This window comes from Actinomadura syzygii (genome assembly GCF_008085905.1).
GTDB classification, from domain to species: Bacteria; Actinomycetota; Actinomycetes; order Streptosporangiales; family Streptosporangiaceae; genus Spirillospora; species Spirillospora syzygii.
In genome coordinates this window covers 419,866-440,418 of sequence record NZ_VSFF01000007.1, presented here as the reverse complement: position 1 = coordinate 440,418, position 20,553 = coordinate 419,866, and the positions used below count along the sequence as shown (strand labels likewise).

The window sequence follows — 20,553 nt, the reverse complement described above, 5'->3', positions numbered from 1 at the left end:
GGGCGGCGGGACGGACTTGGGAGCACCCCTCGATGCGCACGCTGAACGGCAACGAGCCGGTCGTCGTCCGGACGGCGGCCTCGGACGAGTACGACCTCATCGGCGACCTGACCGTGGAGGTCTACGTCGCGGGCGGGCTGGTGTCGTCCGCGTCGCCGTACGTCGAGAAACTGCGCGACACCGCCGCCCGCGCCGCGGACTGCGAGCTGCTCATCGCCGAAGCCGGCGGCGAGGTCGGCGGGGCCGTGACGTACTGCCCGCCGGGCAGCCCGTACGCGACGCTCGCCGGGCCGGACGAGGCCGAGTTCCGGATGCTCGCCGTCCTCGCGAGCGCGCGCGGGAAGGGGATCGGACGCGCGCTGGTCCGCGCCTGCGCGGACCGGGCCCGCGCCGCCGGGCTGACCGGGCTCCGGCTGTCGACGCAGCAGAACATGGGGGACGCGCACCGGCTGTACGAGCGGATGGGGTTCGTCCGCACGCCCTGCCGCGACTGGGCCCCCGCCCCCGGGATCGACCTGCTGACCTACTCGCTCAAGTTCTAGCCGTGCGACTCAAGTTCTAGCCGTGCGACTCGCCGTGCTCGGCGCAGCGGGCCGTCCAGCCGACCGGGGTGACCTGGACGACCATCCGCCGTCGGCAGTGCCCGCAGTAGCGGGGCGGCTCCATCGCGCGGGCCGCGCGGCACGCGGCATGGCCGTCCGCGGAGGCGGTGGGCTCGCCGCAGCGGTCGCAGTACGCCTGCACGTCGTTCGTCGACACGTCGTTCGTCTGCACGGCGCCACCCTATTCCGGTCGGTCCGCCTCGGTCGCGGCGCGCGGGGTCATGCGGGGGCGCGCATGTGGCCGACGAGCCGGGTGTCGTAGGTCCCGTCCGCGAACTCGGGACGGTCGAGCAGCTCCCGCAGGAACGGCAGGTTCGTCCGCGGGCCCTCGATGCGGAAGGCGTCGACGGCGGCCCGCGCGCGGCGCAGCGCGTGCTCCCGGTCGTCGCCGTGGACGCTCAGCTTGGCGAGCAGCGGGCCGTAGTGCGCGGTGACGGCGCTGCCCTCGGCGTATCCGGCGTCGATGCGGATGCCGTCGCCGACCGGCTCCTCCCACACCTTGATCTCGCCCGTGCCGGGGACGAACCGCAGCGGGTCCTCGGCGTGGACGCGGAACTCGAAGGCGTGGCCGCGCGGGGCCGCGTCCGCGAACGAGACGGCCTCCCCGCACGCGACGCGGAACTGCTGCTCGACCAGGTCGATGCCGGTGACCAGCTCGGTGATCGCGTGCGCGGCCTCCAGCTGGGTGTTCATCTCCAGGAAGAAGAACTCCCCGGTCGCGGGGTCGACGAGGAACTCGACGGTCCCGGCGCCGCGGTAGCCGACCGTCTCGCCCGCGCGGACGGCGGCGGCGAGCATCCGCTCGCGCAGCTCGGGGCCCACGCCGGGGGACGGCGTCTCCGCCGCGACCTGCTCGTGCCGGCGTTGGACGGAGCAGTCGCGCTCGCCGAGCGGCACGACCGTCCCGTCGGCGAGCCCGAGGATCTGCACCTCGACGTGCCGCGCTCCCTCCACGTACCGTTCGAGCAGGACGTCGGCCCGCCCGAAGATCTGTTCGGCGCGGGCGCGGGAGGTCTCGTACGCCTCGCGCAGCGCCGTCTCGTCGTGGGCGGCGGCCAGTCCGATGCCGCCGCCGCCCGCGGCGGGCTTGACCATGACCGGGTAGCCGATGCGCTCGGCCTCCTCGACGGCCGTCGCGGCGTCCGGGACCGGCTCCCAGACGCCGGGCGCTACCGGGACGCCCGCCTCCTTCATCAGGTTCCGCGCGTTGATCTTGTCGGCCATCCGGGCGGCGGCGAGCGGCGGCGGGCCGACCCAGACGTGGCCGCGGCCCGCGACCGCGCGGGCGAAGTCGGCGTTCTCGGCGAGGAACCCGTAGCCGGGATGGACGGCCTGCGCGTTCGTCCGGTCGGCGGCCTCCAGGATCGCCGGGACGTTGAGGTAGCTGCGCGCCGGGTCGTCCGGGCCGATGAGGACGGCCTCGTCGGCCTCCGCGACGAACGGCAGCGCGGCGTCGGCGGCGGAGTGCACCGCGATGGCCTTGACGCCCAGCGCGCGGGCCGTGTGGACGATCCGGCCCGCGATCTCCCCGCGGTTCGCCACGAGCACGGACTCGAACACGTGTTGACTTCCCCTCGCGAACGGCCGGGCCGGGCGCCCCGCCAGGCCCCGAGACTAGTGGGCCCCGCGCCGTGACGGGATGCTCGACAGATCAGCGGAATGCGGGAAAATGTCGCGGTGACGGGCAGGCGCGCGACCCCGACCGGCCGGTACGGGGGCAGGACGGCCGCCGAGCGGCGGGCCGAGCGCCGCCGCAGGTTCCTCGACGCCGGGCTGGAGATGTTCGGCCGCGGCCCCGGCTACCGGGGCACCACGGTGGCGGCGCTCAGCGAGGCCGCCGGGCTGTCCACCCGGCAGTTCTACGAGGAGTTCCGCACCCTGGAGGACCTGCTCGCCGAGCTGCACCGTGAGATCAACGACGCCGCCGAGCGGGCCGTCGTGGACGCCCTGCCGGGCGTCGCGGGCCTTCGCCTCGCCGAGCGCACCGGCCGTCTGTTCCGCGTGTACGCGGCGAGCGTCGCCGCGGACCCGGGGCGCGTCCGGGTCGCCTTCGTGGAGATCGTCGGCGCCGGCCCGCGGCTCGACCGGCAGCGCCGCGACCGCCGCGCCCGCTGGGTCGAGTTCATCCGCGCCGAGGCGGCGGCCGCCGCCGCCCGCGGCGAGATCCCGGCCCGCGACCACCGGATCGCCGCGACCGCGTTCCTCGGCGGCGTCAACGGCCTCCTCCACGACTGGAGCGCGGGCTGGCTCGACGCCTCCCTGGACGAGGTGATCGACGAACTCGTCCGCATGCTCCTCGGCGCCCTCGACGCCCCCGCCCCACCCCCTGACGCACGCCCCTGACACACGCGGGTCATCGTCCCCGCCAGCGAGTACGCGGCCGCGCTCGGCGGCCGTGCCCGGCACGGGTTTGAGGAGCCGGCGGCGCGGTTGGCGCCGCTGTCGGCTGAGCGCAACCGGCTGAGGGTCGACCAGTGCAGGGTCAGGCGAGGCGGTGCGGGGCGGTGGCGCGGGATGACGGTGTGATGACGGCGAGGCGGGCGCCGGTCGGGTCGGTCATGACGGAGAAGCGTCCCGGGCCGATGTCGACCGGGGGGACGTGCACCTGCGCGCCCAGTTCGGCGGCGCGGGACGTGGTGGCGTCGCAGTCCGACACCCAGAAGTAGGGGATCCAGTGCGGCGGGAAGCTGCGCGGCCACCACTCCGCGATCTGCACCAGGCCCGCCACGGACCGGTCGCCGATCTTCCAGTTGGTGTAGTCGGGGGCGTAGTAGGAGCGGTCGACGGGCGTCCAGCCGAAGACCTCGCCGTAGAAGCGGCGGGCGTCCTGGACGTCGGGGCAGGCGAGCTCCACCCAGCACATCGTGTTCGGCTCGTCGATGACGCCCGCGCCCTTGAGGTTGAAGGGCAGCCAGAGCGCGAAGTCGGCGCCCTGCGAGTCGGTGCACAGCGCCATCCGGCCGAGGTCGCCGACGTCGGTGGGCTCGACGGCGATCCGGCCGCCCGCGGCGCGGACCGCGTCGAGCGTGGCGGGGACGTCGTCGGTGCGGAAGTAGCACGTCCAGGAGCCGGGCTCGGACTCGTCGGCGAGCGCGTACGCGCCGGTGACCTCGGGGCCCTGGACGCCGCCGAGGGTGAAGATCTCGTAGTCGCCGAGCGGGGAGACGGTCAGCGTGTAGGAGTACCAGCCGAAGACCTCGCGGTAGAACGCCTTGGACGCCTCCACGCTCGGAGTCGTCAGCTCCGCCCAGGAAGCGGTCCCGGGGGCGTGTCCGGTCACCTCGGGCATTCCTCCAACGTAGGGAGGGGCGCGCAATGTCCGATGCCGGGAACCGCCAAGATCGCCCCAAAGTGTCAGGTGTGCTCGACCGCCTGGAGCAGGCCCCACACGAAGTGCGCCGTGACCGTGCCGCCGCCGGGCTCGGTGACGGTGGCGTGCCAGCGGCTCGGCGCGTCGCCGTCCTGGTGGGCGACCGTCCCGAAGTTCCGGCTGACGTCGTCCACCACGCACGACCAGGGGACGAGGTCGTCGACGCGCTCCAGCCTCGGCACGGGGACGCCGTCGTGCCGGACGAGCCACTCGTGCAGCACCGTCCCGTCCGGGGCCATGAGGATCTCGAAGCGCAGTCCGGGCCACAGCGGGAACGGCGGCCACCAGGCGACCGCGCAGTCGGCGTCGCCGATCCGGCGCGGCTCGACGGCGCCGGGCGGGCCGAGGACGGCCTCGTACCGCCGCCGCCCGCGCGGGAACGTCCGCGACCGGACGATCCGCTGCCAGCGGGCGTTGACCTCCCGCATCTCGGTGCGGGTGGCGGCGAGGGAGCGCATCGCGTCCTCGACCAGGCCGGGCTGGTAGTCGGCCATCCGGCGGAGCAGGACGAGCTGGAACTCCCGCCGCGCGAACCCGTTCACCGTGCCCCGTTCACCCGCGCCCCGGTCAGGACTTTCGGGCGCCGATGGCGGCGGCGATGGCGGGCCAGCTCCGCACCAGCTCGACGCGCCAGTACTTCCAGTTGTGCATGCCCGGCCCGTACAGGTGCGCGGTGACCGGGACGCCCGCCCGCCGCGCCGCCGCGACGAAGTTGTCGTTCATCACGCCGGAGAGCTGCTCGCCGATGCGCCCGGCGTCCCACGGCGCGGCGTCGGGGTTGTCGTGGGGCCCCGGCTGCCCGTTGCCGGACGAGACGTAGACGCCGACGCCCTTCAGCTTCGCCACCATCACGGCCGCGTCGTGCGCCTCCCAGTTCGCCCGCGCGGTGATCGGGTCGCCCCAGATCGAGGTGCCCGCCTCCCGGTTCATGGTCGTCAGGATGATCGGCATCCCCGGCGCGGTGATGTTGAGGGCGCCGCTGTAGGACGCGGCGTACCTGAACGTGCCCCGGTGGCGCTCGGCGTAGGTGATGGCGCCCTGCCCGCCGGACGACAGCCCGATCGCGGCGCGCATGGAGCCCGCGCGGAAGTTGCGTTCCATCAGCGGGATGACCTCGCGGATGTGGAACGTCTCCCACTCGGGGATGCCGCCCTTGCCGCCGTTCCACCAGTTCGTGTACGACCCGTTCCAGCCGCCCTCGGGCATGACGACCATCGCGTTGTACGGGCCGACGACCTGCTCGATGTTGGAGTCCTTCGTCCAGGACGTGTAGTTGTTGTTGCCGCCGTGGTAGGCGTACACGACGGGCCACGTCTTGGTCGTCTTGCGCGTCCAGCCCTTCGGCACCATGACGCGCGTCTTCACCTTCGCGCCGAGCGCCGGGGACGCGATCGTGACGTCGAACTGCCGCGAGTTCACCTTCTTGACGCCGGTGATGGTCGCGCCGTCGGGCGCCTTCGCGTAGCCGCGGCCGCTCGTCCCGCCCGGGGTCTTCGGCTTCTTGCCGTGGCTGCGGGGGTTGGAGTCGGGGTCGTCTGGGGCTGGCGAGCCGCCGCCGGTCTTGAACGGGTTCGTGTTCGGCGGGACGTGCGGCAGTTTCGGCGGCTTCGGCGACGCGCTGCGGGGCTTCGGCGCGCCCGGCTCCGTGGCGGGACCGAAGGAGGGCACCGGATCGGAGGCGCCTGACGCCTCGGAGCGCCCCTTCGGCACGCCGATCCCGGCCTGCGCAAGACCGACCATGACGGCGGGCAGGAGGACGGCCGCGGCGGCGGTGCCCGCGAGGGCGATCTTCCTGTCGGTGCGCTTCTTCATGGGCTCCCCAGCCGGTCTTCATGGGCTCCCGGCCGGCCCGGAGCGCGTCCGGCGCGGCGCCCCGCATCGCCCGAAACTACTGTCCCCGCCGTCACGCCCGCAAGTATTGGCAATGAATGCAATAAAGGCGAGACTCGCGCCGCCGCCGCGCCGTTCCCGGCCCCGTCACGGCACTCCGTGTCAGGGCGCGCCGTTCGGGCGGATGGACTGGGTGTGCCGGAAGACGTCCCGCGGATCCCAGTGGCGCTTGACCTCCTGGAGCTTCCGGTATCCGTCCTTGTAGTAGAGCGTCTCCCACGACTGGTCGGACTCGTTCCACGGCTCGCCGTTCAGGTCGACGTCCGGGTAGCCGATGTAGCAGCCGTCGGTGACGTCGCCGTCCGCGACGGGCACGCCGCCGGTCGTCGCGAACGTCGCCTTGTAGGTGTCGCGGATCCAGGAGAGGTGCAGGTCCTCGGCGGGGTCGTTCTTCGTCCAGTACACCTGGTACTGGAGCTTGAGGATCGAGTCGCGCTGCCGCGCCGCCGTCTTGTGCTCCGGCCGGTTGACCGCACTGCCGTAGGAGTCGACCTGGATCAGCGCCTGCGGGTTGGGGTAGTCGGTGTACCTCTCGTTGCCGAGATAGGCCCACATGGCCTCGATCATCTGGTCGGTGAACGGCTTCCGCAGATAGGCCGACTTGTATTTGCCGCAGCGGTTCTCCCCGCTGGCGTTCAGCGCCTGCGTCGCCGTGAGCCACGGCATCACGCGCGGAATGTCCATGTGGACGAAATGGTCGCCCATCACCGATTTGATGACCGTCGCGGCGGGCCGGATCCGCCCGTCGACGGCGTTCACGAACTCGGCCATCGCCTGCTGGCCCTCGGCGTCGTCGGCCTCCACCTGCGCGAGCAGCCCGATCTGGCCGTTGCTCACGTGGTTGAGCTTGAGCAGCGCGAACAGCTTCCCCTCCGCCGTGGTCGGATCCTGGTGGTCGCGGAAGTACTCGGCGTACGCCGTCACCAGCTTCGCGAACTCGCCGACGGTGAAGTCCTTCCAGTCCCACGCGAGCCCGGTCAGCATCACCTCCTTCGGCGGCTCCGGCAGCTCCCGGAACCAGAACCGGGTGACGACCCCGAAGTTGCCGCCCCCACCCCCGGTGTGCGCCCAGAGCAGGTCGTACAGCGGGCCCCGGTCGTCGCGCGTGGCGACGACGAGCTCGACGTTCTTGTACTCGTCCACCACCGCCACCTCCACCGCGTAGAGGTAGTCGACGGTGAGCCCGTGCTGCCGCGACAGCAGCCCGAACCCGCCGGCCGGGATGTGCCCGCCGAGCCCCACCGAGTAGCACGACCCGCCCGGCAGCGCCCGCCCGCTCATCGGGTACAGGTGGCTGTACACGTGCCAGTTCGTCGCCCCGGCCTGCACGCAGTACGCCTGCATGGCGTCGTCGTAGACCATGTCGCACATCGGGCTGACGTCGAGGATCACCCGCACGTCCGGGCCGCAGACGAAGTCCTCGTAGCAGTGGCCGCCCGCCTTGACGGTGATCCGCGTCCGCTCCGGGTCGTCCGGGACCTCGCGCAGCGCCGTGGCGAGCGCCTCCCGCACCTCCTCGGGCGTCCGCACCAGCTGGACGTAGTCGGGCCGCCCGATCCACCGCTGGTTGAACCCCCGGCTGAGCGCCGGATACCGCTTGTCCCCCGGCGTGACCCTCGTCGTCGGCACCGTCGGCCCCTCGCCCATCCCCATCGCCTCCGCCCGCTCGAACCGAACGCGACAGACCCTTCCCACCCGCCCCACCGAGTAGGCGATCAGCAACACACAGTTAACCTCCGGGCGAGGTCCTGCCCTCACACCCGAGTTCACTGGGACTTGAAAATTCACAGTGCGGGGGCGGGGGCTTGAAAAGGGCGGTGGGCGGGGAACTCTGAGCTGGCGCTTTTTGGGTGGGACGGGTGGTCGGAGGGTGTCTCAAGTTAACGATGGGCCATTGTCAGGTGGGGGGCGGCAGGTCATCGTGGCGGCTATCGCGAGCGTTCGGTCGGCCTTGGGGAAACCTCCGCAGTGTGGTCGGCGGCGCACAGAGCCAATGGCAGGTAGACCGTCATGTCCCGCAGACCGCATTTCCTTTTCGCCGTCGTCGCGGCGCTGGCCCTGGTACTGGCCGGGGTCGCCGTTCCCTCGTCCGCGTCGGGGCCCGAGACATCGGGCGAGTACGTGGTGCGCGGGGTGCGGACCGTTCAGCAGCGCAATCAGGTCGCCGGGACTGGAGCGGCGATCGACCGTGTGCAAGGCGGGGAACTGCGGGTCAGCGCGCTTCCGTCCGAGGTTCGGGCGATAAGGAAGCTCGGATTCGCGGTGACGGCGGCGCCGCCCCGGGCCGTCGGGCCGTTGAAGTCGGCGACGTCGTACCACACGTACGCGGAAATGCGGCAGGAAGTCGATTCGGTGGTGGCCGCCCACCCGCAGATCGCCAGCAAGTTCGTCGCGGGCAAGTCCTATGAGGGACGCGACATCGTCGGCGTGAAGATCAGCGACAATGTCGCCACGGACGAGAACGAGCCGGAAATGCTCGTCATCGCCAACATCCACGCGCGCGAACGGCTCACCGCCGAGCAGGCGCTCGACTATCTCGGGCAGCTCACCAACGGCTACGGGACGAACAGCCGGATCACGAACCTGGTGAACGAGAACGAGATCTACCTCATGCCGATGGTCAACCCGGACGGCCAGGTCTACGACATGACCAGCGACACCCAGCCCGGACGGATGTGGCGCAAGAACCGGCAGCCGAACCCCACCTCGGTCGGCACCGACCTGAACCGCAACTTCAACTACAAGTGGGGATGCTGCGGCGGGTCGTCCAGCAACGGCGCGAGCGAGACGTACCGGGGCACGAGCGCCGAGTCCGCGCCCGAGGTGAAGGTCATCGAGAACTTCGTGCGGAGCCGGGTCGTCGGCGGCAAGCAGCAGATCAAGGTCTTCCTGGACATCCACTCGGTCGCCGAACTGGTGCTCTGGCCGTTCGGGTACACGATGAGCGACACCGTCCCGGGGAGCATGTCCGCGGACGAGGAGGCGGTCCACCGCACCATCGGCCGCGAACTCGCCGCGACGAACGGATTCACCCCGGAGCAGGACAGCGACCTCTACATCACCGACGGCACGTCCGACGACTGGACGTGGGGCGACCAGCACATCGTGTCGTTCACGTTCGAGCTGGGCGGGGGCGACTTCTACCCGCCGCCGTCCGCGATCGACGGGCAGGTGCAGCGCAGCCGCGAGGCGCTGCTGCGGCTGACCGACTACGCCGACTGCCCCTACCGGGCGATCGGCAAGGAGAGCCAGTACTGCACCGGCTGACCCGGCGCCGGAGCCGGAGCGGGGCGCAGGTCGTCCGTGCTGGACCGCGTCCCGCTCCTCCGGCGGCTCATCCGAAGCGCTCGCGCAGGACGGGCAGGAGGTCCGCCTCCGCCCAGGTGCGGAAGTCCTTCTGGTGGTCCGGGCCGGACTGGCAGAAGGCGATGTGGGTGAAGCCCGCGTCCACCCACTGCTGCACGGCCTGGACGTAGTCGTCCACGTCGTCCCCGCACGGGACGGACTCGGCGACGTCCTCCGGACGGACGGTCCTGGACGCCGCCTCGAAGTTCCCCGGCCCGGGAAGTTCGGCCATGACCTTCCAGGCGGGCACCGAGAAGCGCCAGATGCGGTGCGCCCGCCGCCTGCACTCCTCGACGTCGCTCCCGAACGCGACCGGGATCTGCCCGTAGACGGGCTTCCCCGCGCCGCCCTCCTTGTGGAACAGGTCGACGACGCCGCCGATCGGCTGGTCGGAGATCAGCAGGTCGGCGTGCCGGGCGGCGAGCCGTCCGGCACGCCGGCCGAACGCGGCCATCCCGATCCTGACCGGCTGGTCCGGCAGGTCGTAGACCTTCGCCGAGTCGACGTTGAAGTGCCGGCCGCGGTAGTTGAGGTAGCCGCCGCCGAGGAGCGCCCGGATGATCTCGACGGCCTCCTCGAACATCTCGTGCCGGACGTCCACCGACGGCCAGCCGCGCCCGACGACGTGCTCGTTCAGGTTCTCGCCCGCGCCGAGCCCGAGCGTGAACCTGCCGTCCGACAGGACGCCCATCGTGGCGGCCTTCTGCGCCACCACCGCCGGGTGGTAGCGCATGATCGGGCAGGTCACGAACGTCATCAGCGGGATGCGGTGGGTGGCCTGGGCGAGCGCGCCGAGCACCGACCAGGCGTAGGCCGAGTGGCCCTGGTCCTCCAGCCACGGGAAGTAGTGGTCGGAGATGACCGAATAGTCGAACCCGGCCTCCTCCGCCTCGACCAGGTCGGTGACGAGCTGCTTGGGCGGCGTCTGCTCGCAGAGCAGCGTGTATCCGAATTCCATCCGGGCTCGATACCCGTCCGGACGAGGTGAATCGTCGGCGCCCGGCCGACTCGTCAAGTCTCGGTAAATCTCGTCCCGGGCGAGCGTCTTCTCAATGCCCGGGATTCGTCAATATCCGAGGAGGTCGATGAGGTCGTCGGCGTGCTCTTCCTCCTCTTCGAGGATGTGCTCCATCAGCCGCCGAGTGGTCACGTCGCCGTCCCCGAGCCAGCGGATTATCTCCTGGTAGGACTCGATGACGATGCGCTCCGCGACGAGGTTGTCCTGCAGCATCCCCTTCAGGTCGGAGTCGTCGAACGTGTCGTAGGTCGTGTGGGACCGCGTCGTGATCGTGTCGGGGTCGAAGTCCGGCTCGCCGCCGAGCTGGTTGATCCGCTCCGCCGCGCGCATCGCGTGGTCGCGCTCCTCGTCGGCGTGCTCGTTGAACTCCGCCGCGACCTGCGCGCGGTCGATCCCGCTGGCGCTGATCGCGTGCCGGGAGTAGCGCATCCAGCAGACGATCTCGGTGGCTAGCACGTCGTTCAGCACGCCGATGACCTCCTCGGTGCTGCGCCGGTAGCCCTCCGTCACGGGGCCGTCGGCCATCTTCCGCCGGGCCCTGTCCCGGATCGCCGCCACGTCGATGCTGAAAGTCCTGTCGGCCATTTCCGATCCCCCTGGTCAGCCCATCGATCTTCGCTCGGACGACCCGGTACTACCCAGCAAGGGCGCGGCATGCGCGAGCGCCGAGATCGCGGAATCGCCGTCACCCCCCGTGTTGGCCACCGTGAGTCACATCTGCTATACGTAGAGCTATCTCGCCTCGACCCGAGGCGGGAGAAGAGACATCCGGTATCACCTTGAGAACCGGGCGTGACAACGAGAAAAGGAACCACATGAAGTCCTTCAGCTACACCGAGCTGGACAAGCTGGCCGGCGAGGTCCTGCCGGAGCGCGCCGTGCTGTCCACCCTTCTCGTCGGTGGCGGCAGCGACAACGACAACAGCAACCTCAACTTCAACCACGGGGGCGGCGGCCACGGCGGCGGCACCACCGCGGTCGTGCCGAACTGCCAGGCCATCAACAACAACCCGCAGGGCGGGCTCATCGGCGCGCTGGGGCTCAGCTCCAACAACCCGACCTCCTCGTTCACCTGCGCGAGCAGCTCGGTGGTCTCGGGTCACTGATCCGGCGACGCATGAAAGCGGGCCCCTGGCCCGTATGGGAAGGGCCGGCGTTCTCCCGTCGGCCCTTCCCCCCTTTCACGGCCCTTCGTCCCACGACCTGTCCCACGACGCGAAAGCGATCCGATGAGCCACACGCACCCTCGCACGCTCACCTTCGCCGACCTCGACGGCCTCCGTGCCGAGGTCCTGCCCGGACGGCTCCTGCTGTCCGCCCTGGCGCCGCTCGGCGGCGGCGCGGCCGGGGGCGGGGGCGGCGACACCACGATCGTCTACGCCTGCCAGGCGACCAACTCCCCCGGCAACAACGGCCTCCTCGGGACGGGCCTGTTCGCCCAGGCCCCCTACTCGTCGCTGACCTGCGTCCCGGGCACCGTCGTCCAGCAGCACGGCTGATGGGCACCCCGGCGACTCCGGCCGTGGACGGCGCCGAGCCGCCCGCCGCCCTCACGCTGCCCGCCCTCGTCGACGGCGCCGAACTGGTCGGGGAGTTCAAGAACTCCGGCTACCGGGAGCCGCCCGAGCTCGTCCGGCTGCCGAACGGGCAGCTCGTCCGGCTGCCGCCGCTGCTGTTCCTCGTCGCGAAGGCGCTGCACGAGCACCGCGACCTCGCGGGCGGCGACGCCGCCGCGGCCCTCGACCGCGTCGCCGCCGCGGTCAGCGAAGAGGCGGGCGCGCGGCTCACCGGCGAGCAGGTCGTCTACCTGGCCGACCGCAAGCTCGCCCCGCTCGGCGTCACCACCTACAGCGACGGCACCCCCGCCCAGTCCGTGAAGGCAGACCCGTTCCTCGGACTGAAGTTCCGGGTCGCCGTCCTCCCCGAGTCGTTCACCTGGTTCGTCGGCGGGCTGTTCGGCTGGCTGTTCCGGCCGGTCGTGCTCATCGCGATGCTCGCCGCGTTCGGCGCCGCCGAGACCTGGCTGCTCACCACCCGCTCCATGGTGGACGCGATCACCACGGCGATCATGAACCCGGTCAGCATCCTGCTGGTCATGGGGCTCGGCGTCGCGTCCTGCGCGTTCCACGAGGTCGGGCACGCGACGGCCTGCCGGTACGGGGGCGTGCGGCCCGGCGTCATGGGCTGCGGCATCTACCTGGTCTGGCCCGCGTTCTACACCGACATCACCGAGTCGTACCGGCTCGGCCGCGGCGGGCGGCTGCGCACCGACCTCGCGGGCGTCTACTTCAACGCGATCTTCGTCCTCGGGCTGACGCTCGCCTACCTGCAGACGGGGTTCGAGCCGCTGCTCGTCGCCGTCCTGTACGTCAACCTGGAGATGATCCAGCAGCTGCTGCCGACGCTGCGGTTCGACGGGTACTACATCATGTCCGACCTGATCGGCATCCCCGACCTGTTCAAGTACATCGGGCCGATCCTGCGCCGGACGCTGCTGCGCCGCCCCGCCGACGCCCGGCTGGACGACCTCAAGCGCTGGCCGCAGATCTTCGTGACGGTGTGGGTGCTGACGATCATCCCGGTGCTGCTGCTGCAGCTCGGCCTCATCATCAGCCAGATCCCCGCGCTCGCCCAGAAGGACTGGTGGATGATCCGGCGGCTCGCGGCGGAGGCGTCGGCGGGCGCGGGCGCGCTCGAACTGATCACGTCGGGGCTGCAGATCGTCCTGCTGGTCCTGCCGCTGGCCGGTGTCGCGCTGATCCTGTTCGGGATCGCCCGCGGGCTGGGCCGGTGGGCCGTCCGGTACGTGCGGGGCCCGCAGCCGCAGGCGTGACTGTCAGGTCTGCTGCAGCCGGTCCCGCGTGCCGTCCCCGAACGGCCCGTGCCACTCGACGAGCAGGACGGTCGCGTCGTCGTCCAGGCGCCCGGAGTGGTGCTGGAGGATGCTGTGGATGAGGCGGCGCAGCGTCTCCGGGACGGGCAGCCCGTCCGCCTCCCGCTTGATGATGAAGTCGACGAACCGGTCGAGCCCGAACTCCTTCTTGTGCGGGTCGCGGGCCTCCACGATCCCGTCGCTGTAGAGGATGACGCGGTCGCCGGGTTCGAGCTGCTCGCTGCACAGCTCTGGGGTGTCGCCCAGCTCGGTCCCGAGCGGCGCGCCCGGCCGGCACTCCAGGGTCGTCACCCAGCGGCCGTCGCGGACGACCACGGGCGGCGGATGGCCGTGCGAGATCCAGGAGAAGAAGCCCGACCGCAGGTCGAGCTCGGCCAGCACGGCGGTGACGAAGCGGCCGTGCCCGTCCTGCTCGGCGAGGACCGCCTCGATCGCCTGCCCGGTCTCGACGAGGCCCGCGCCGTGGAGGCGGCTGTTGCGGCAGGCCGCGATCGCGAGGTTGGACGTCAGCCCCGCCGTGGTGTCGTGCCCCATCGCGTCGAAGATCGCGAGATGGGCCGTGTTCCCGGCGAGCGCGTAGTCGAAGGTGTCGCCGCCGAGCTTGTACGCGGGCTCCAGGGCGGCGCCGATGACCACCTGGTCGTTGGCGAAGGTGAGCGGCGGCAGCAGCCGCCACTGCATCTCGGCGGACACCGTCATCTCCCGGGTGCGCACGAGCCGGGAGAGCGAGTCGCTGTACGGGCCCTTGCTGACGATCATCAGCGCGACCAGGCCGGCGAGGTACTCGGCGTCGTCCTTCGCCCGGTCGTCGTCGGCGGGGATGGTGACCCTGAGCACGCCGATCCGCTCGGCCCCGTCGAGGATCGGCAGCCAGTACTGGCACGTCCCGTCGTCGAACGCCTGGCCGGTCACCGGCCGGACGGTCTGGAACGCGCGGCCCGCGAGCGTCCCCTCGACCTTGAACTCCGGGGTCTCCGGGCCCGGCTCGCGCCCGGCGTCCGGGCCCACGCCGGTGAGCAGGCGCAGCACCGTCTGCTGGAGGTCGACGATGTAGATCAGCGTGCCGTGCAGGCCCGCGTCCGCGGCGTGGAAGGCCACCGCGTCCGGCAACTGCTCCATCGACATCAGGTGGCTCGCCGCCACCAGTTCTCTCAGCATCGGTCGCCGTCCCGGGCCGTCTCCTCGACGTGATCTGCCGTTTCCGTTCCGGGACGGTGTACCCAGCCCGGCCCCGTCCAATGTGACGGGACCAGCCGGGACTCTCGGCGGCCTACGTGGGCAGCATCGCGACGATCTCCGGTTTGAGCATCGCGCGGACGCTCGCGTACGACGCGCCGAAGTTCAGGTCGCCGCAGCCGTCGCTGCCGCCCGCGAGGTAGGAGAGCTGGAACTCGGCGGGCGTGAAGAACGGGCTCAGGTTCGGCGGCGAGCTCGTCTGACCGGGCCCGATGGGCCTGCCCGGGAAGAAGTAGGACCGCTTGAACCTGCCGTCCGGCGTGCAGTCGGTCCAGCGGCGCTCGTTGCCGACGGGATGCTGGGCGACGATCGACCGGAGCCGGGCGGCGCCCGCGTCCGTGAGCGCGTCGGGACGGAACACGTCGGCGGCGGTGAGCCTGCGGCCGGTGCGCAGGTCGACGGTGACGACCTCGCCGCCGGGCGACCCGTCCGCCTGCTGGCAGTTGTCGGTGATCTGGAAGTACCGGACGGACACGAGCCGGGGCCCGCGCAGCCCGAGCCGCGTCCTCGTGCCGATCTTCACAGGCTTGCCGTGGCAGCCGAAATCGCGGTCGAGGGCCCGCGACATCGCGATGAGGCGGTCCAGCGGGCCGCGCAGCTCGGCGTTGATCCGCCGTTCGAGCGCCGGGTTCCGCAGGCCGCTGACCTTGGGGTACTGCACGTTCTGCACCACGATCTCCGGGTTGCGGAGGGTCTCGTTCTGGGCGGCAAGGGCGACGACCGCGACGGGCGGGGGCGGCGGCTCCTTGTGGTCCTGGGTGGCGTAGACGGTGCCGCCCGCCGTCGCGGCGACCACGGCCGCGCCCGCGGCGGCGACGGCGCCCTTGCCCGCCGCCGTGGCGAGGATGCCCTTTCCGGCGGCCGCTCCGGCGGCGCCCGCGCCGCCGCCCGATCCGGCCGCGCCCGACCCGGCGGCCCCGGCCGCGCCCGCCGCGCCCGCGGCGCCGGAGGCGGGGGCGACGGTGAGCGCGCCGAGCGGGAACAGCGCGGCCAGCGCGACCGCGGCGGCGGCGAGCGCGCGGACGCCCCGCTGCTCCCAGTCGCTCCCGTACGCGGCGACCGCGGCCGACTCCAGCATGCCGACGAACGACGCGGCGCCCGCCGGACGCTCCGCCGGCTCCTTCGCCATGCCCCGCAGGACGAGCGGGCGCAGCGGTTCCGGGACGTCCGACACGTCGACTTGGGCGGTGAGGTGCTGGTTCATGAGCGCGGCCCGCTCGCCCGCCGCGAACGGCCGGTGCCCGCTCACGCACTCGACGAACACGCAGGTGGCGGCGTACACGTCGGTGGCGGGGGTCGCGGGCTCGCCGCGCCACTGCTCGGGCGCCATGTAGACGGGCGTCCCGGCGAGCGAGCCCTGCCCGGCGAGGACGGCGACGCCGAAGTCGACCAGCTTGCTGAGCCCGTCCGCCTGGACGACGACGTTCGCGGGCTTGTAGTCGCGGTGCACGACGCCGACGGCGTGCGCCGCCGCGAGCCCGAGCAGCGACCCCTTCAGCACGAGCAGCGCCGCCTCCGGCGCGAGCGCCCCGTGCTCGCGCAGGACCTCCTTGAGCGACGCGCCGTTGATCGCCTCCATGACGATCGCCGCGCCCTGCTCGCGCTCCACGAACTGGTAGAGGCGCGCGACGTACGGGCTGGTCAGGCGGCCGAGCATCTGCGCCTCCGAGCGCAGCGCCGCGAGCGCGCCCGGATCGCCCTGGACGAGGTACTTGATCGCGACCGGCGTCCCGGACCCGGCGTGCCGGGCGAGCACGACCCTGCCCTGCGCGCCGCGTCCGAGTTCGCGGTCCTCGGTGAAGTCCGTCAGCCGCCAGTCCATCCCGCGCTCCCCGCACTCCTAGATCATGTTTCCACTGGACGGTGACGCCGCCGCGTGAGGAAAGGTTCGCGGAAAGTCGCCGCGATCGCCACCCCGCCGCCGGAGCCGCCCGGCCGCGGAGACGTCCCGGGAGCGTCTCGCCGCGGTCATGATCTAGTGCCCGGATTGTGCTAGAACGCGGTTATGCGGCGCGCCGAGCCGAAAGGACGTTCATGGACGCAGCGGAGGACTTCGGGCGGGTGGTCGCCGACCGCTATCTGCCGGACGGATGGCTCCCCGTCATTTCGCGGGCCAGGGCGGAGCTGGCGGAAACGGGCTGCTGCGTGCTGCCCGACTTCATTCGTCCGGCATTGCTGGACGCATTGCGGACGGAATGCGCGAAGATCGCGCCCTACGCCCACGCCGACGTCGAAACGGTGAACGCCTACAACATCGACGTGACCACGCCATTGCCGGACGGCCATCCGGGACGGGTCACCATGAAGCGGGGCAACGCGTTCGTCCCGCGCGACCGCATCCCGGCCGGTTTCGCGATCCACCGGCTTTATTCAAATCCGCTGTTCCGCCGGTTCACGGCCGCCTGTTTCGGAATGTCCGTCGTGTACGAGCTGGCCGATCCGCTGTCGGGCCTGTGCCTGAACGTCGTGAGACCCGGCATGGAGCATCCCTGGCATTTCGACACCAACGAGTTCACGGTGAGCATGCTCGTCCAGGAGGCGGAGGCGGGCGGCGGCTTCGAGTACTGCCCGAACATCCGGTCGGCGGACGCGGAGAACTTCGGCGACGTCGGCCGGGTGCTCGCCGGACGGGGCGGCGACCTCGTCCAGCGGTTGACGCTCCGGCCCGGTGACCTGCAATTATTCAAGGGACGGTACTCGCTGCACCGGGTGGGCCGGGTCGCCGGGAGGACGGCGCGGCACACCGCGATCTTCGCCTACAGCGAGCGTCCGGGGGTCGTCGGCAGCGTCGCGCGGACGCGGCAGCTCTTCGGCCGCGTCCTGCCCGAGCACCTGGCGGCGGAGGGACGCGCCGTCCGGGTCGACCGGCTGCTCGACTAGGGGACGGCGGATGCGCACCGGCGAAACCGGCAAGATCTCGTTCGACCACATCTACACGCGGCCCGATCCGCGGGCGTACTTCGGCACTCTCCGCCAACTCGACTACTCCATACCGGAGCTGGCGAAACCGCACTTCCGGCGGCTGATCAGCGAATACCGGGAGGCGTGCGGGGCGCCGGTCCCGACCGTTCTGGACATCGGCTGCTCCTACGGCGTCAACGCCGCCCTGGTGAAATATGGGGCCACCATGGAAGAGCTGTACCATCGCTACGCCGACCGGGACGCGCATCAGCGAACACGCGAGTCGCTACTCACTCGGGACAGGGAGCTCGTCCGTTCCGGCGGCCGCACGGACCCCGTGCGTTTCCTCGGCCTGGACGCCTCGGAGGAAGCCCTTTCCTATGCCCTCGAAGCCGGATTCCTGGACGGCGCCGTCCACGCCGATCTGGAGAACGGCGAACCGACCGACGAGCAGCGCGCGCGGCTCGACGGCGTCGATCTGGTCATCTCCACCGGGTGCCTCGGGTACGTCACCGAGCGGACCATTTCCAGGATCCTCGGCGGGCCCGGCGGGAACCGGCCGTGGATGGCGCACTTCGTGCTGCGCATGTTCCCCTTCGAGCCGATCGCGGAGACCCTCGGCGCCGCGGGGTACCGGACCGTGCGCCACGAGGGGCTGTTCCGGCAGCGGCGGTTCGCGACGCCGCAGGAGCAGGCCCGCGTCCTGGACGGGCTCTGCGCCGCGGGCGTCGACCCGACCGGCGTGGAGACCGACGGCTGGTTCTACGCCCAGCTCTACACATCCCAGCCCTGCCCGCCCCGGCCCGCCCAGGTCGGCGACCGCCCGGAAACACGAGGATCGAAGTGAACGCCAGCAACCCCAGCGATGAGCTCTCGTCCCGCACCTTCGGCAACGAGGCGGCGCTGCCGCGCGTGCCGCTGCCGACGCTCGACGCGACCTGCGAGCGGTTCCTCGAGTGGTGCGCGCCGCTGCTGACCGCGGCCGAGCGGGCGCGGACGGCGGCCGCGGTCGCCGACTTCGCCCGCCCGGACGGCCCCGGCCGCAAGCTGCACGCCGCGCTCGAACGCTACGACGCGTCCGAGGGCGTGCACAGCTGGCTCGACACGTTCTGGCCGTACCGCTACCTCGGCCGCCGCGACCGCATCGCCCTGAACGCGAACTTCTTCTTCCTGTTCAAGGAGTCGGACGAGGACCAGGCGCAGCGCGCGGCCGGGCTGATCGCCGGGGCGCTCGACTACAAGCTGCGGCTGGACGACGAGGCCGTCCCCCCGGTGGTGCACCGCGGGCGCCCGCTGTCGATGGTGCAGAACAAGTTCCTGTTCTCCACGACCCGCATCCCCGGCGCGGAGCAGGACACGGTCCGCGGCCCGTACTCCGACGCGTGGCCCGGCCCGTCGCAGGCCCGGCACATCGTCGTGTTCTTCCGCGGCAACCTGATCCGGATGGACGTGCTCGGTCCGGACGGCCGCCCGCACTCCCTGGACGAGCTGACCGCCGGCCTTGAGACGATCATGAAGGCGGAGCCCGCGGTGGAGCCGTCCGCCGGGCACCTCACCACCAAGGCCCGCGCCGACTGGGCGGCGAGCCGCACCGCGCTGCTCGCCGCCGACCCGCGCAACGCGCGGGCGCTGGACGAGGTCGAGACGGCCCTGTTCTGCGTCTGCCTGGAGGACTTCGTCCCCCGCAACACCCTCGACGCCTGCGACCACCTCCTGCACGGCGACAGCGGCAACCGCTGGTTCGACAAGGCCGTGTCGTTCGTCGTCTTCGCGGACGGGACGGCCGGGATCAACGTCGAGCACTGCGGCCTGGACGGCACCACCGTCCTCAGCTTCGTGGACGCGCTGCTCGGCACGTCCCCGCTGATGCTGTCCCGGCGGTCGGGCGCGCGGTCGCAGGGGCTCCCGGTGATCGAGCCGATCGAGTTCGCCCTCGACGACGCGCTCCGCCGCGACATCCGCGACGCCGCCGCCGCGTTCGCCGCCTACGGCGCCTCGACCGCGACGACGACCGTGTCGTTCGCGACGTTCGGGTCCGCCGAGATCAAGCGGCTCGGGACGTCGCCGGACGCGTTCGTCCAGCTCGCCTACCAGCTCGCCCACCGGCGCGCGAAGGGCCTGACCGGCGCGACCTACGAGTCGATCGCGACCCGCCACCACCGGCACGGCCGCACCGAGGCGATGCGGGTCGTCACGCCCGAGGCGGTACGGTTCGCCGACGTCATGGACGACCCCGCCGCGGGCCGCGAGATCCGCCGGGACGCGTTCCGCGCCGCCGCCGACGCGCACGTCCGGCGGGCGCGCGAGTGCCAGGCGGGGCAGGCGCCCGAGCAGCACCTGTGGGAGCTGCAGCTGATCCAGCGGCGGCGCGGCGCGGAGGTCGGCGTCACCGAGCCGCCGCCGCTGTTCGCGTCGCCGGGCTGGCTCGTCATGCGGGACGACTACCTGAGCACCAGCTCAGCGCCGTCGGAGCACATCCGGTACTTCGGGTTCGGCTCGACCAGCGAGCAGTGCGTCGGCGTGGCGTACGTCCTGCTCCCCGACCGGTTCAACGTCTACCTGAGCACCCCGCGCCCGGTCGCGGACGCGATGTTCGCGTTCGCCGACCGGCTCCGCGACGCCGTCCGGGAGCTGCACGAACTGCTGGTCTGATCAGCGGCCCGGTTTCGCGGGGCGGTGCGACCGCCCGAGCGGGTACAGCCACCGCCGGAACGCCCGGCTCAGCAGCGGCATGACGAGCAGGGTCAGCAGCGGGACGAGGATCACCGGGAACGTCATCGCCTTCAGCGGCACCGGCCACGACATGGTCAGCGGGGTGACGAACGCGTTCAGCAGCAGGCTGATCGGATACACCGCGATGAACGTCACGACGATCATCTTGGCCTTGGACGGCGGCGGCACCGACTCCCCCGGCAGGCTGAACCAGGTCTCCAGGCCGGTCGTCTCGGGCTGGTGCTCGGCCGCGATCCCGTGCAGGCGGCGGAGCCAGTCGGCGCGCTCGCGCGATCCCAGCCATTCGTCCAGGTGCTCCTGGCCGTCGAAGTTCACCACGGTGTAGTAGCGGTTCCGCGAACCCTCGGCGCGCAGCCAGGTCGCGCCGCGGTGGCCGGGACGGCGCATGGCGATCTGGTGCATGCCCTCGGCCCATTCCTCGAAGTCGTGCTCCCGGCCGGGCTTGACGTCCCAGGTGACCACGGCCGTGACGGGCTCGCCGTCGCGTTCAGGCATGTCCGGGAGTGTGACCGTATCCGCCGTTTCCATGCGGGCCGGGACGCCGCGCAACCCCGCGCGGGGGCCG

At 71.8% G+C, this 20,553-nt stretch carries 20 protein-coding genes; 9 read left to right on the top strand and 11 right to left on the bottom strand.

The genetic code is table 11. The annotated features are described in order from the left end of the window. Positions 1 to 32: 32 nt before the first annotated feature. Positions 33 to 542, top strand: a complete 510-nt coding sequence (locus FXF65_RS19915; RefSeq protein ID WP_148351454.1) for a GNAT family N-acetyltransferase — start codon at positions 33 to 35, stop codon at positions 540 to 542. Between the two features lie 16 nt (positions 543 to 558). Here the strand turns inward: FXF65_RS19915 and bsaP are convergent, their stop codons facing one another. Together bsaP and FXF65_RS19905 are read right to left on the bottom strand one after the other, a co-directional pair. Beyond that, a complete protein-coding gene (bsaP, locus tag FXF65_RS19910; RefSeq protein ID WP_246178684.1) occupies positions 559 to 774 on the bottom strand; it encodes a biotin synthase auxiliary protein BsaP in 216 nt (71 codons plus the stop codon). Positions 775 to 821: 47 nt separating this feature from the next. Beyond that, the gene (locus tag FXF65_RS19905) at positions 822 to 2,162 is read right to left on the bottom strand and encodes an acetyl-CoA carboxylase biotin carboxylase subunit (protein ID WP_148351453.1); all 1,341 of its coding nucleotides are present in this window, start codon (positions 2,160 to 2,162) and stop codon (positions 822 to 824) included. Between the two features lie 117 nt (positions 2,163 to 2,279). Here FXF65_RS19905 and FXF65_RS19900 point away from each other — a divergent pair, with 117 nt between their 5' ends. Further along, positions 2,280 to 2,945 carry a TetR/AcrR family transcriptional regulator gene (locus tag FXF65_RS19900; protein WP_246198950.1) on the top strand — a complete coding sequence of 222 codons (666 nt, stop codon included), beginning with the start codon at positions 2,280 to 2,282 and terminating at the stop codon, positions 2,943 to 2,945. A 139-nt stretch (positions 2,946 to 3,084) separates the two neighbouring features. On the opposite strand, the gene FXF65_RS19895 is transcribed toward FXF65_RS19900, so the two are convergent. The 4 genes from FXF65_RS19895 to FXF65_RS19880 form a co-directional block, all read right to left on the bottom strand. Then, complete coding sequence (locus FXF65_RS19895) at positions 3,085 to 3,891, bottom strand: VOC family protein (protein WP_148351451.1); 807 nt, start codon at positions 3,889 to 3,891, stop codon at positions 3,085 to 3,087. Positions 3,892 to 3,956: 65 nt separating this feature from the next. Continuing rightward, on the bottom strand, positions 3,957 to 4,514 hold the full coding sequence (locus tag FXF65_RS19890) for a hypothetical protein (protein WP_187412402.1): 558 nt from the start codon (positions 4,512 to 4,514) through the stop codon (positions 3,957 to 3,959). A 25-nt stretch (positions 4,515 to 4,539) separates the two neighbouring features. Beyond that, positions 4,540 to 5,784, bottom strand: coding sequence for an alpha/beta hydrolase (locus FXF65_RS19885; protein WP_148351450.1), 1,245 nt, complete (start codon positions 5,782 to 5,784; stop codon positions 4,540 to 4,542). Positions 5,785 to 5,964: 180 nt separating this feature from the next. Next, complete coding sequence (locus tag FXF65_RS19880) at positions 5,965 to 7,491, bottom strand: FAD-binding oxidoreductase (protein ID WP_246198949.1); 1,527 nt, start codon at positions 7,489 to 7,491, stop codon at positions 5,965 to 5,967. 381 nt (positions 7,492 to 7,872) lie between these two features. Here FXF65_RS19880 and FXF65_RS19875 point away from each other — a divergent pair, with 381 nt between their 5' ends. Beyond that, positions 7,873 to 9,129, top strand: coding sequence for a M14 family metallopeptidase (locus tag FXF65_RS19875; protein ID WP_148351448.1), 1,257 nt, complete (start codon positions 7,873 to 7,875; stop codon positions 9,127 to 9,129). 67 nt (positions 9,130 to 9,196) lie between these two features. Here FXF65_RS19875 and FXF65_RS19870 read toward each other — a convergent pair whose 3' ends face one another. Continuing rightward, positions 9,197 to 10,165, bottom strand: a complete 969-nt coding sequence (locus tag FXF65_RS19870; protein WP_148351447.1) for a TIGR03557 family F420-dependent LLM class oxidoreductase — start codon at positions 10,163 to 10,165, stop codon at positions 9,197 to 9,199. A gap of 108 nt (positions 10,166 to 10,273) precedes the next feature. Further along, a complete protein-coding gene (locus tag FXF65_RS19865) occupies positions 10,274 to 10,810 on the bottom strand; it encodes a ferritin-like domain-containing protein (RefSeq protein ID WP_148351446.1) in 537 nt (178 codons plus the stop codon). A gap of 230 nt (positions 10,811 to 11,040) precedes the next feature. Here FXF65_RS19865 and FXF65_RS19860 point away from each other — a divergent pair, with 230 nt between their 5' ends. The 3 genes from FXF65_RS19860 to FXF65_RS19850 all read left to right on the top strand — a co-directional run bounded on the left by FXF65_RS19860 (position 11,041) and on the right by FXF65_RS19850 (position 13,058). Then, positions 11,041 to 11,331 (top strand): hypothetical protein, encoded by a 291-nt coding sequence (locus FXF65_RS19860; RefSeq protein ID WP_067901808.1) that lies wholly within the window; start codon positions 11,041 to 11,043, stop codon positions 11,329 to 11,331. 123 nt (positions 11,332 to 11,454) lie between these two features. After that, positions 11,455 to 11,724 carry a hypothetical protein gene (locus tag FXF65_RS19855; protein ID WP_148351445.1) on the top strand — a complete coding sequence of 90 codons (270 nt, stop codon included), beginning with the start codon at positions 11,455 to 11,457 and terminating at the stop codon, positions 11,722 to 11,724. Beyond that, positions 11,724 to 13,058 (top strand): hypothetical protein, encoded by a 1,335-nt coding sequence (locus FXF65_RS19850; protein ID WP_246198948.1) that lies wholly within the window; start codon positions 11,724 to 11,726, stop codon positions 13,056 to 13,058. Before FXF65_RS19855 ends, FXF65_RS19850 begins: the two co-directional genes overlap by 1 nt. Positions 13,059 to 13,061: 3 nt before the next feature. Here the strand turns inward: FXF65_RS19850 and FXF65_RS19845 are convergent, their stop codons facing one another. Then, a complete protein-coding gene (locus tag FXF65_RS19845) occupies positions 13,062 to 14,276 on the bottom strand; it encodes a PP2C family protein-serine/threonine phosphatase (RefSeq protein WP_148351444.1) in 1,215 nt (404 codons plus the stop codon). A gap of 112 nt (positions 14,277 to 14,388) precedes the next feature. After that, the gene (locus tag FXF65_RS19840; protein ID WP_148351443.1) at positions 14,389 to 16,176 is read right to left on the bottom strand and encodes a serine/threonine-protein kinase; all 1,788 of its coding nucleotides are present in this window, start codon (positions 16,174 to 16,176) and stop codon (positions 14,389 to 14,391) included. A gap of 212 nt (positions 16,177 to 16,388) precedes the next feature. Here FXF65_RS19840 and FXF65_RS19835 point away from each other — a divergent pair, with 212 nt between their 5' ends. Genes FXF65_RS19835 through FXF65_RS19825 form a run of 3 tightly spaced genes read left to right on the top strand, consistent with a single transcriptional unit; the run spans position 16,389 to position 19,907 of the window. Beyond that, positions 16,389 to 17,234, top strand: coding sequence for a HalD/BesD family halogenase (locus FXF65_RS19835; RefSeq protein ID WP_148351442.1), 846 nt, complete (start codon positions 16,389 to 16,391; stop codon positions 17,232 to 17,234). A gap of 10 nt (positions 17,235 to 17,244) precedes the next feature. Next, entirely contained in the window at positions 17,245 to 18,102 is an 858-nt protein-coding gene (locus FXF65_RS19830; protein WP_148351441.1) for a class I SAM-dependent methyltransferase, read from the top strand. Next, positions 18,099 to 19,907 (top strand): choline/carnitine O-acyltransferase, encoded by a 1,809-nt coding sequence (locus FXF65_RS19825; RefSeq protein ID WP_148351440.1) that lies wholly within the window; start codon positions 18,099 to 18,101, stop codon positions 19,905 to 19,907. The genes FXF65_RS19830 and FXF65_RS19825 overlap by 4 nt, the downstream gene beginning before the upstream one ends. Here the strand turns inward: FXF65_RS19825 and FXF65_RS19820 are convergent, their stop codons facing one another. Beyond that, positions 19,908 to 20,483 carry an antibiotic biosynthesis monooxygenase gene (locus tag FXF65_RS19820; protein ID WP_148351439.1) on the bottom strand — a complete coding sequence of 192 codons (576 nt, stop codon included), beginning with the start codon at positions 20,481 to 20,483 and terminating at the stop codon, positions 19,908 to 19,910. Between the last annotated feature and the right edge of the window lie 70 nt (positions 20,484 to 20,553).

Excerpts from the sequence above, each read along its gene's own strand:
- FXF65_RS19915 (WP_148351454.1), top strand. The coding sequence starts at position 33 with ATGCGCACGCTGAACGGCAACGAGCCGGTCGTCGTCCGGACGGCGGCC.
- FXF65_RS19895 (WP_148351451.1), bottom strand. The coding sequence starts at position 3,891 with ATGCCCGAGGTGACCGGACACGCCCCCGGGACCGCTTCCTGGGCGGAG.
- FXF65_RS19885 (WP_148351450.1), bottom strand. The coding sequence starts at position 5,784 with ATGAAGAAGCGCACCGACAGGAAGATCGCCCTCGCGGGCACCGCCGCC.
- FXF65_RS19875 (WP_148351448.1), top strand. The coding sequence starts at position 7,873 with ATGTCCCGCAGACCGCATTTCCTTTTCGCCGTCGTCGCGGCGCTGGCC.
- FXF65_RS19870 (WP_148351447.1), bottom strand. The coding sequence starts at position 10,165 with ATGGAATTCGGATACACGCTGCTCTGCGAGCAGACGCCGCCCAAGCAG.
- FXF65_RS19865 (WP_148351446.1), bottom strand. The coding sequence starts at position 10,810 with ATGGCCGACAGGACTTTCAGCATCGACGTGGCGGCGATCCGGGACAGG.
- FXF65_RS19860 (WP_067901808.1), top strand. The coding sequence starts at position 11,041 with ATGAAGTCCTTCAGCTACACCGAGCTGGACAAGCTGGCCGGCGAGGTC.
- FXF65_RS19855 (WP_148351445.1), top strand. The coding sequence starts at position 11,455 with ATGAGCCACACGCACCCTCGCACGCTCACCTTCGCCGACCTCGACGGC.
- FXF65_RS19850 (WP_246198948.1), top strand. The coding sequence starts at position 11,724 with ATGGGCACCCCGGCGACTCCGGCCGTGGACGGCGCCGAGCCGCCCGCC.
- FXF65_RS19845 (WP_148351444.1), bottom strand. The coding sequence starts at position 14,276 with ATGCTGAGAGAACTGGTGGCGGCGAGCCACCTGATGTCGATGGAGCAG.
- FXF65_RS19840 (WP_148351443.1), bottom strand. The coding sequence starts at position 16,176 with ATGGACTGGCGGCTGACGGACTTCACCGAGGACCGCGAACTCGGACGC.
- FXF65_RS19835 (WP_148351442.1), top strand. The coding sequence starts at position 16,389 with ATGGACGCAGCGGAGGACTTCGGGCGGGTGGTCGCCGACCGCTATCTG.
- FXF65_RS19830 (WP_148351441.1), top strand. The coding sequence starts at position 17,245 with ATGCGCACCGGCGAAACCGGCAAGATCTCGTTCGACCACATCTACACG.
- FXF65_RS19820 (WP_148351439.1), bottom strand. The coding sequence starts at position 20,483 with ATGCCTGAACGCGACGGCGAGCCCGTCACGGCCGTGGTCACCTGGGAC.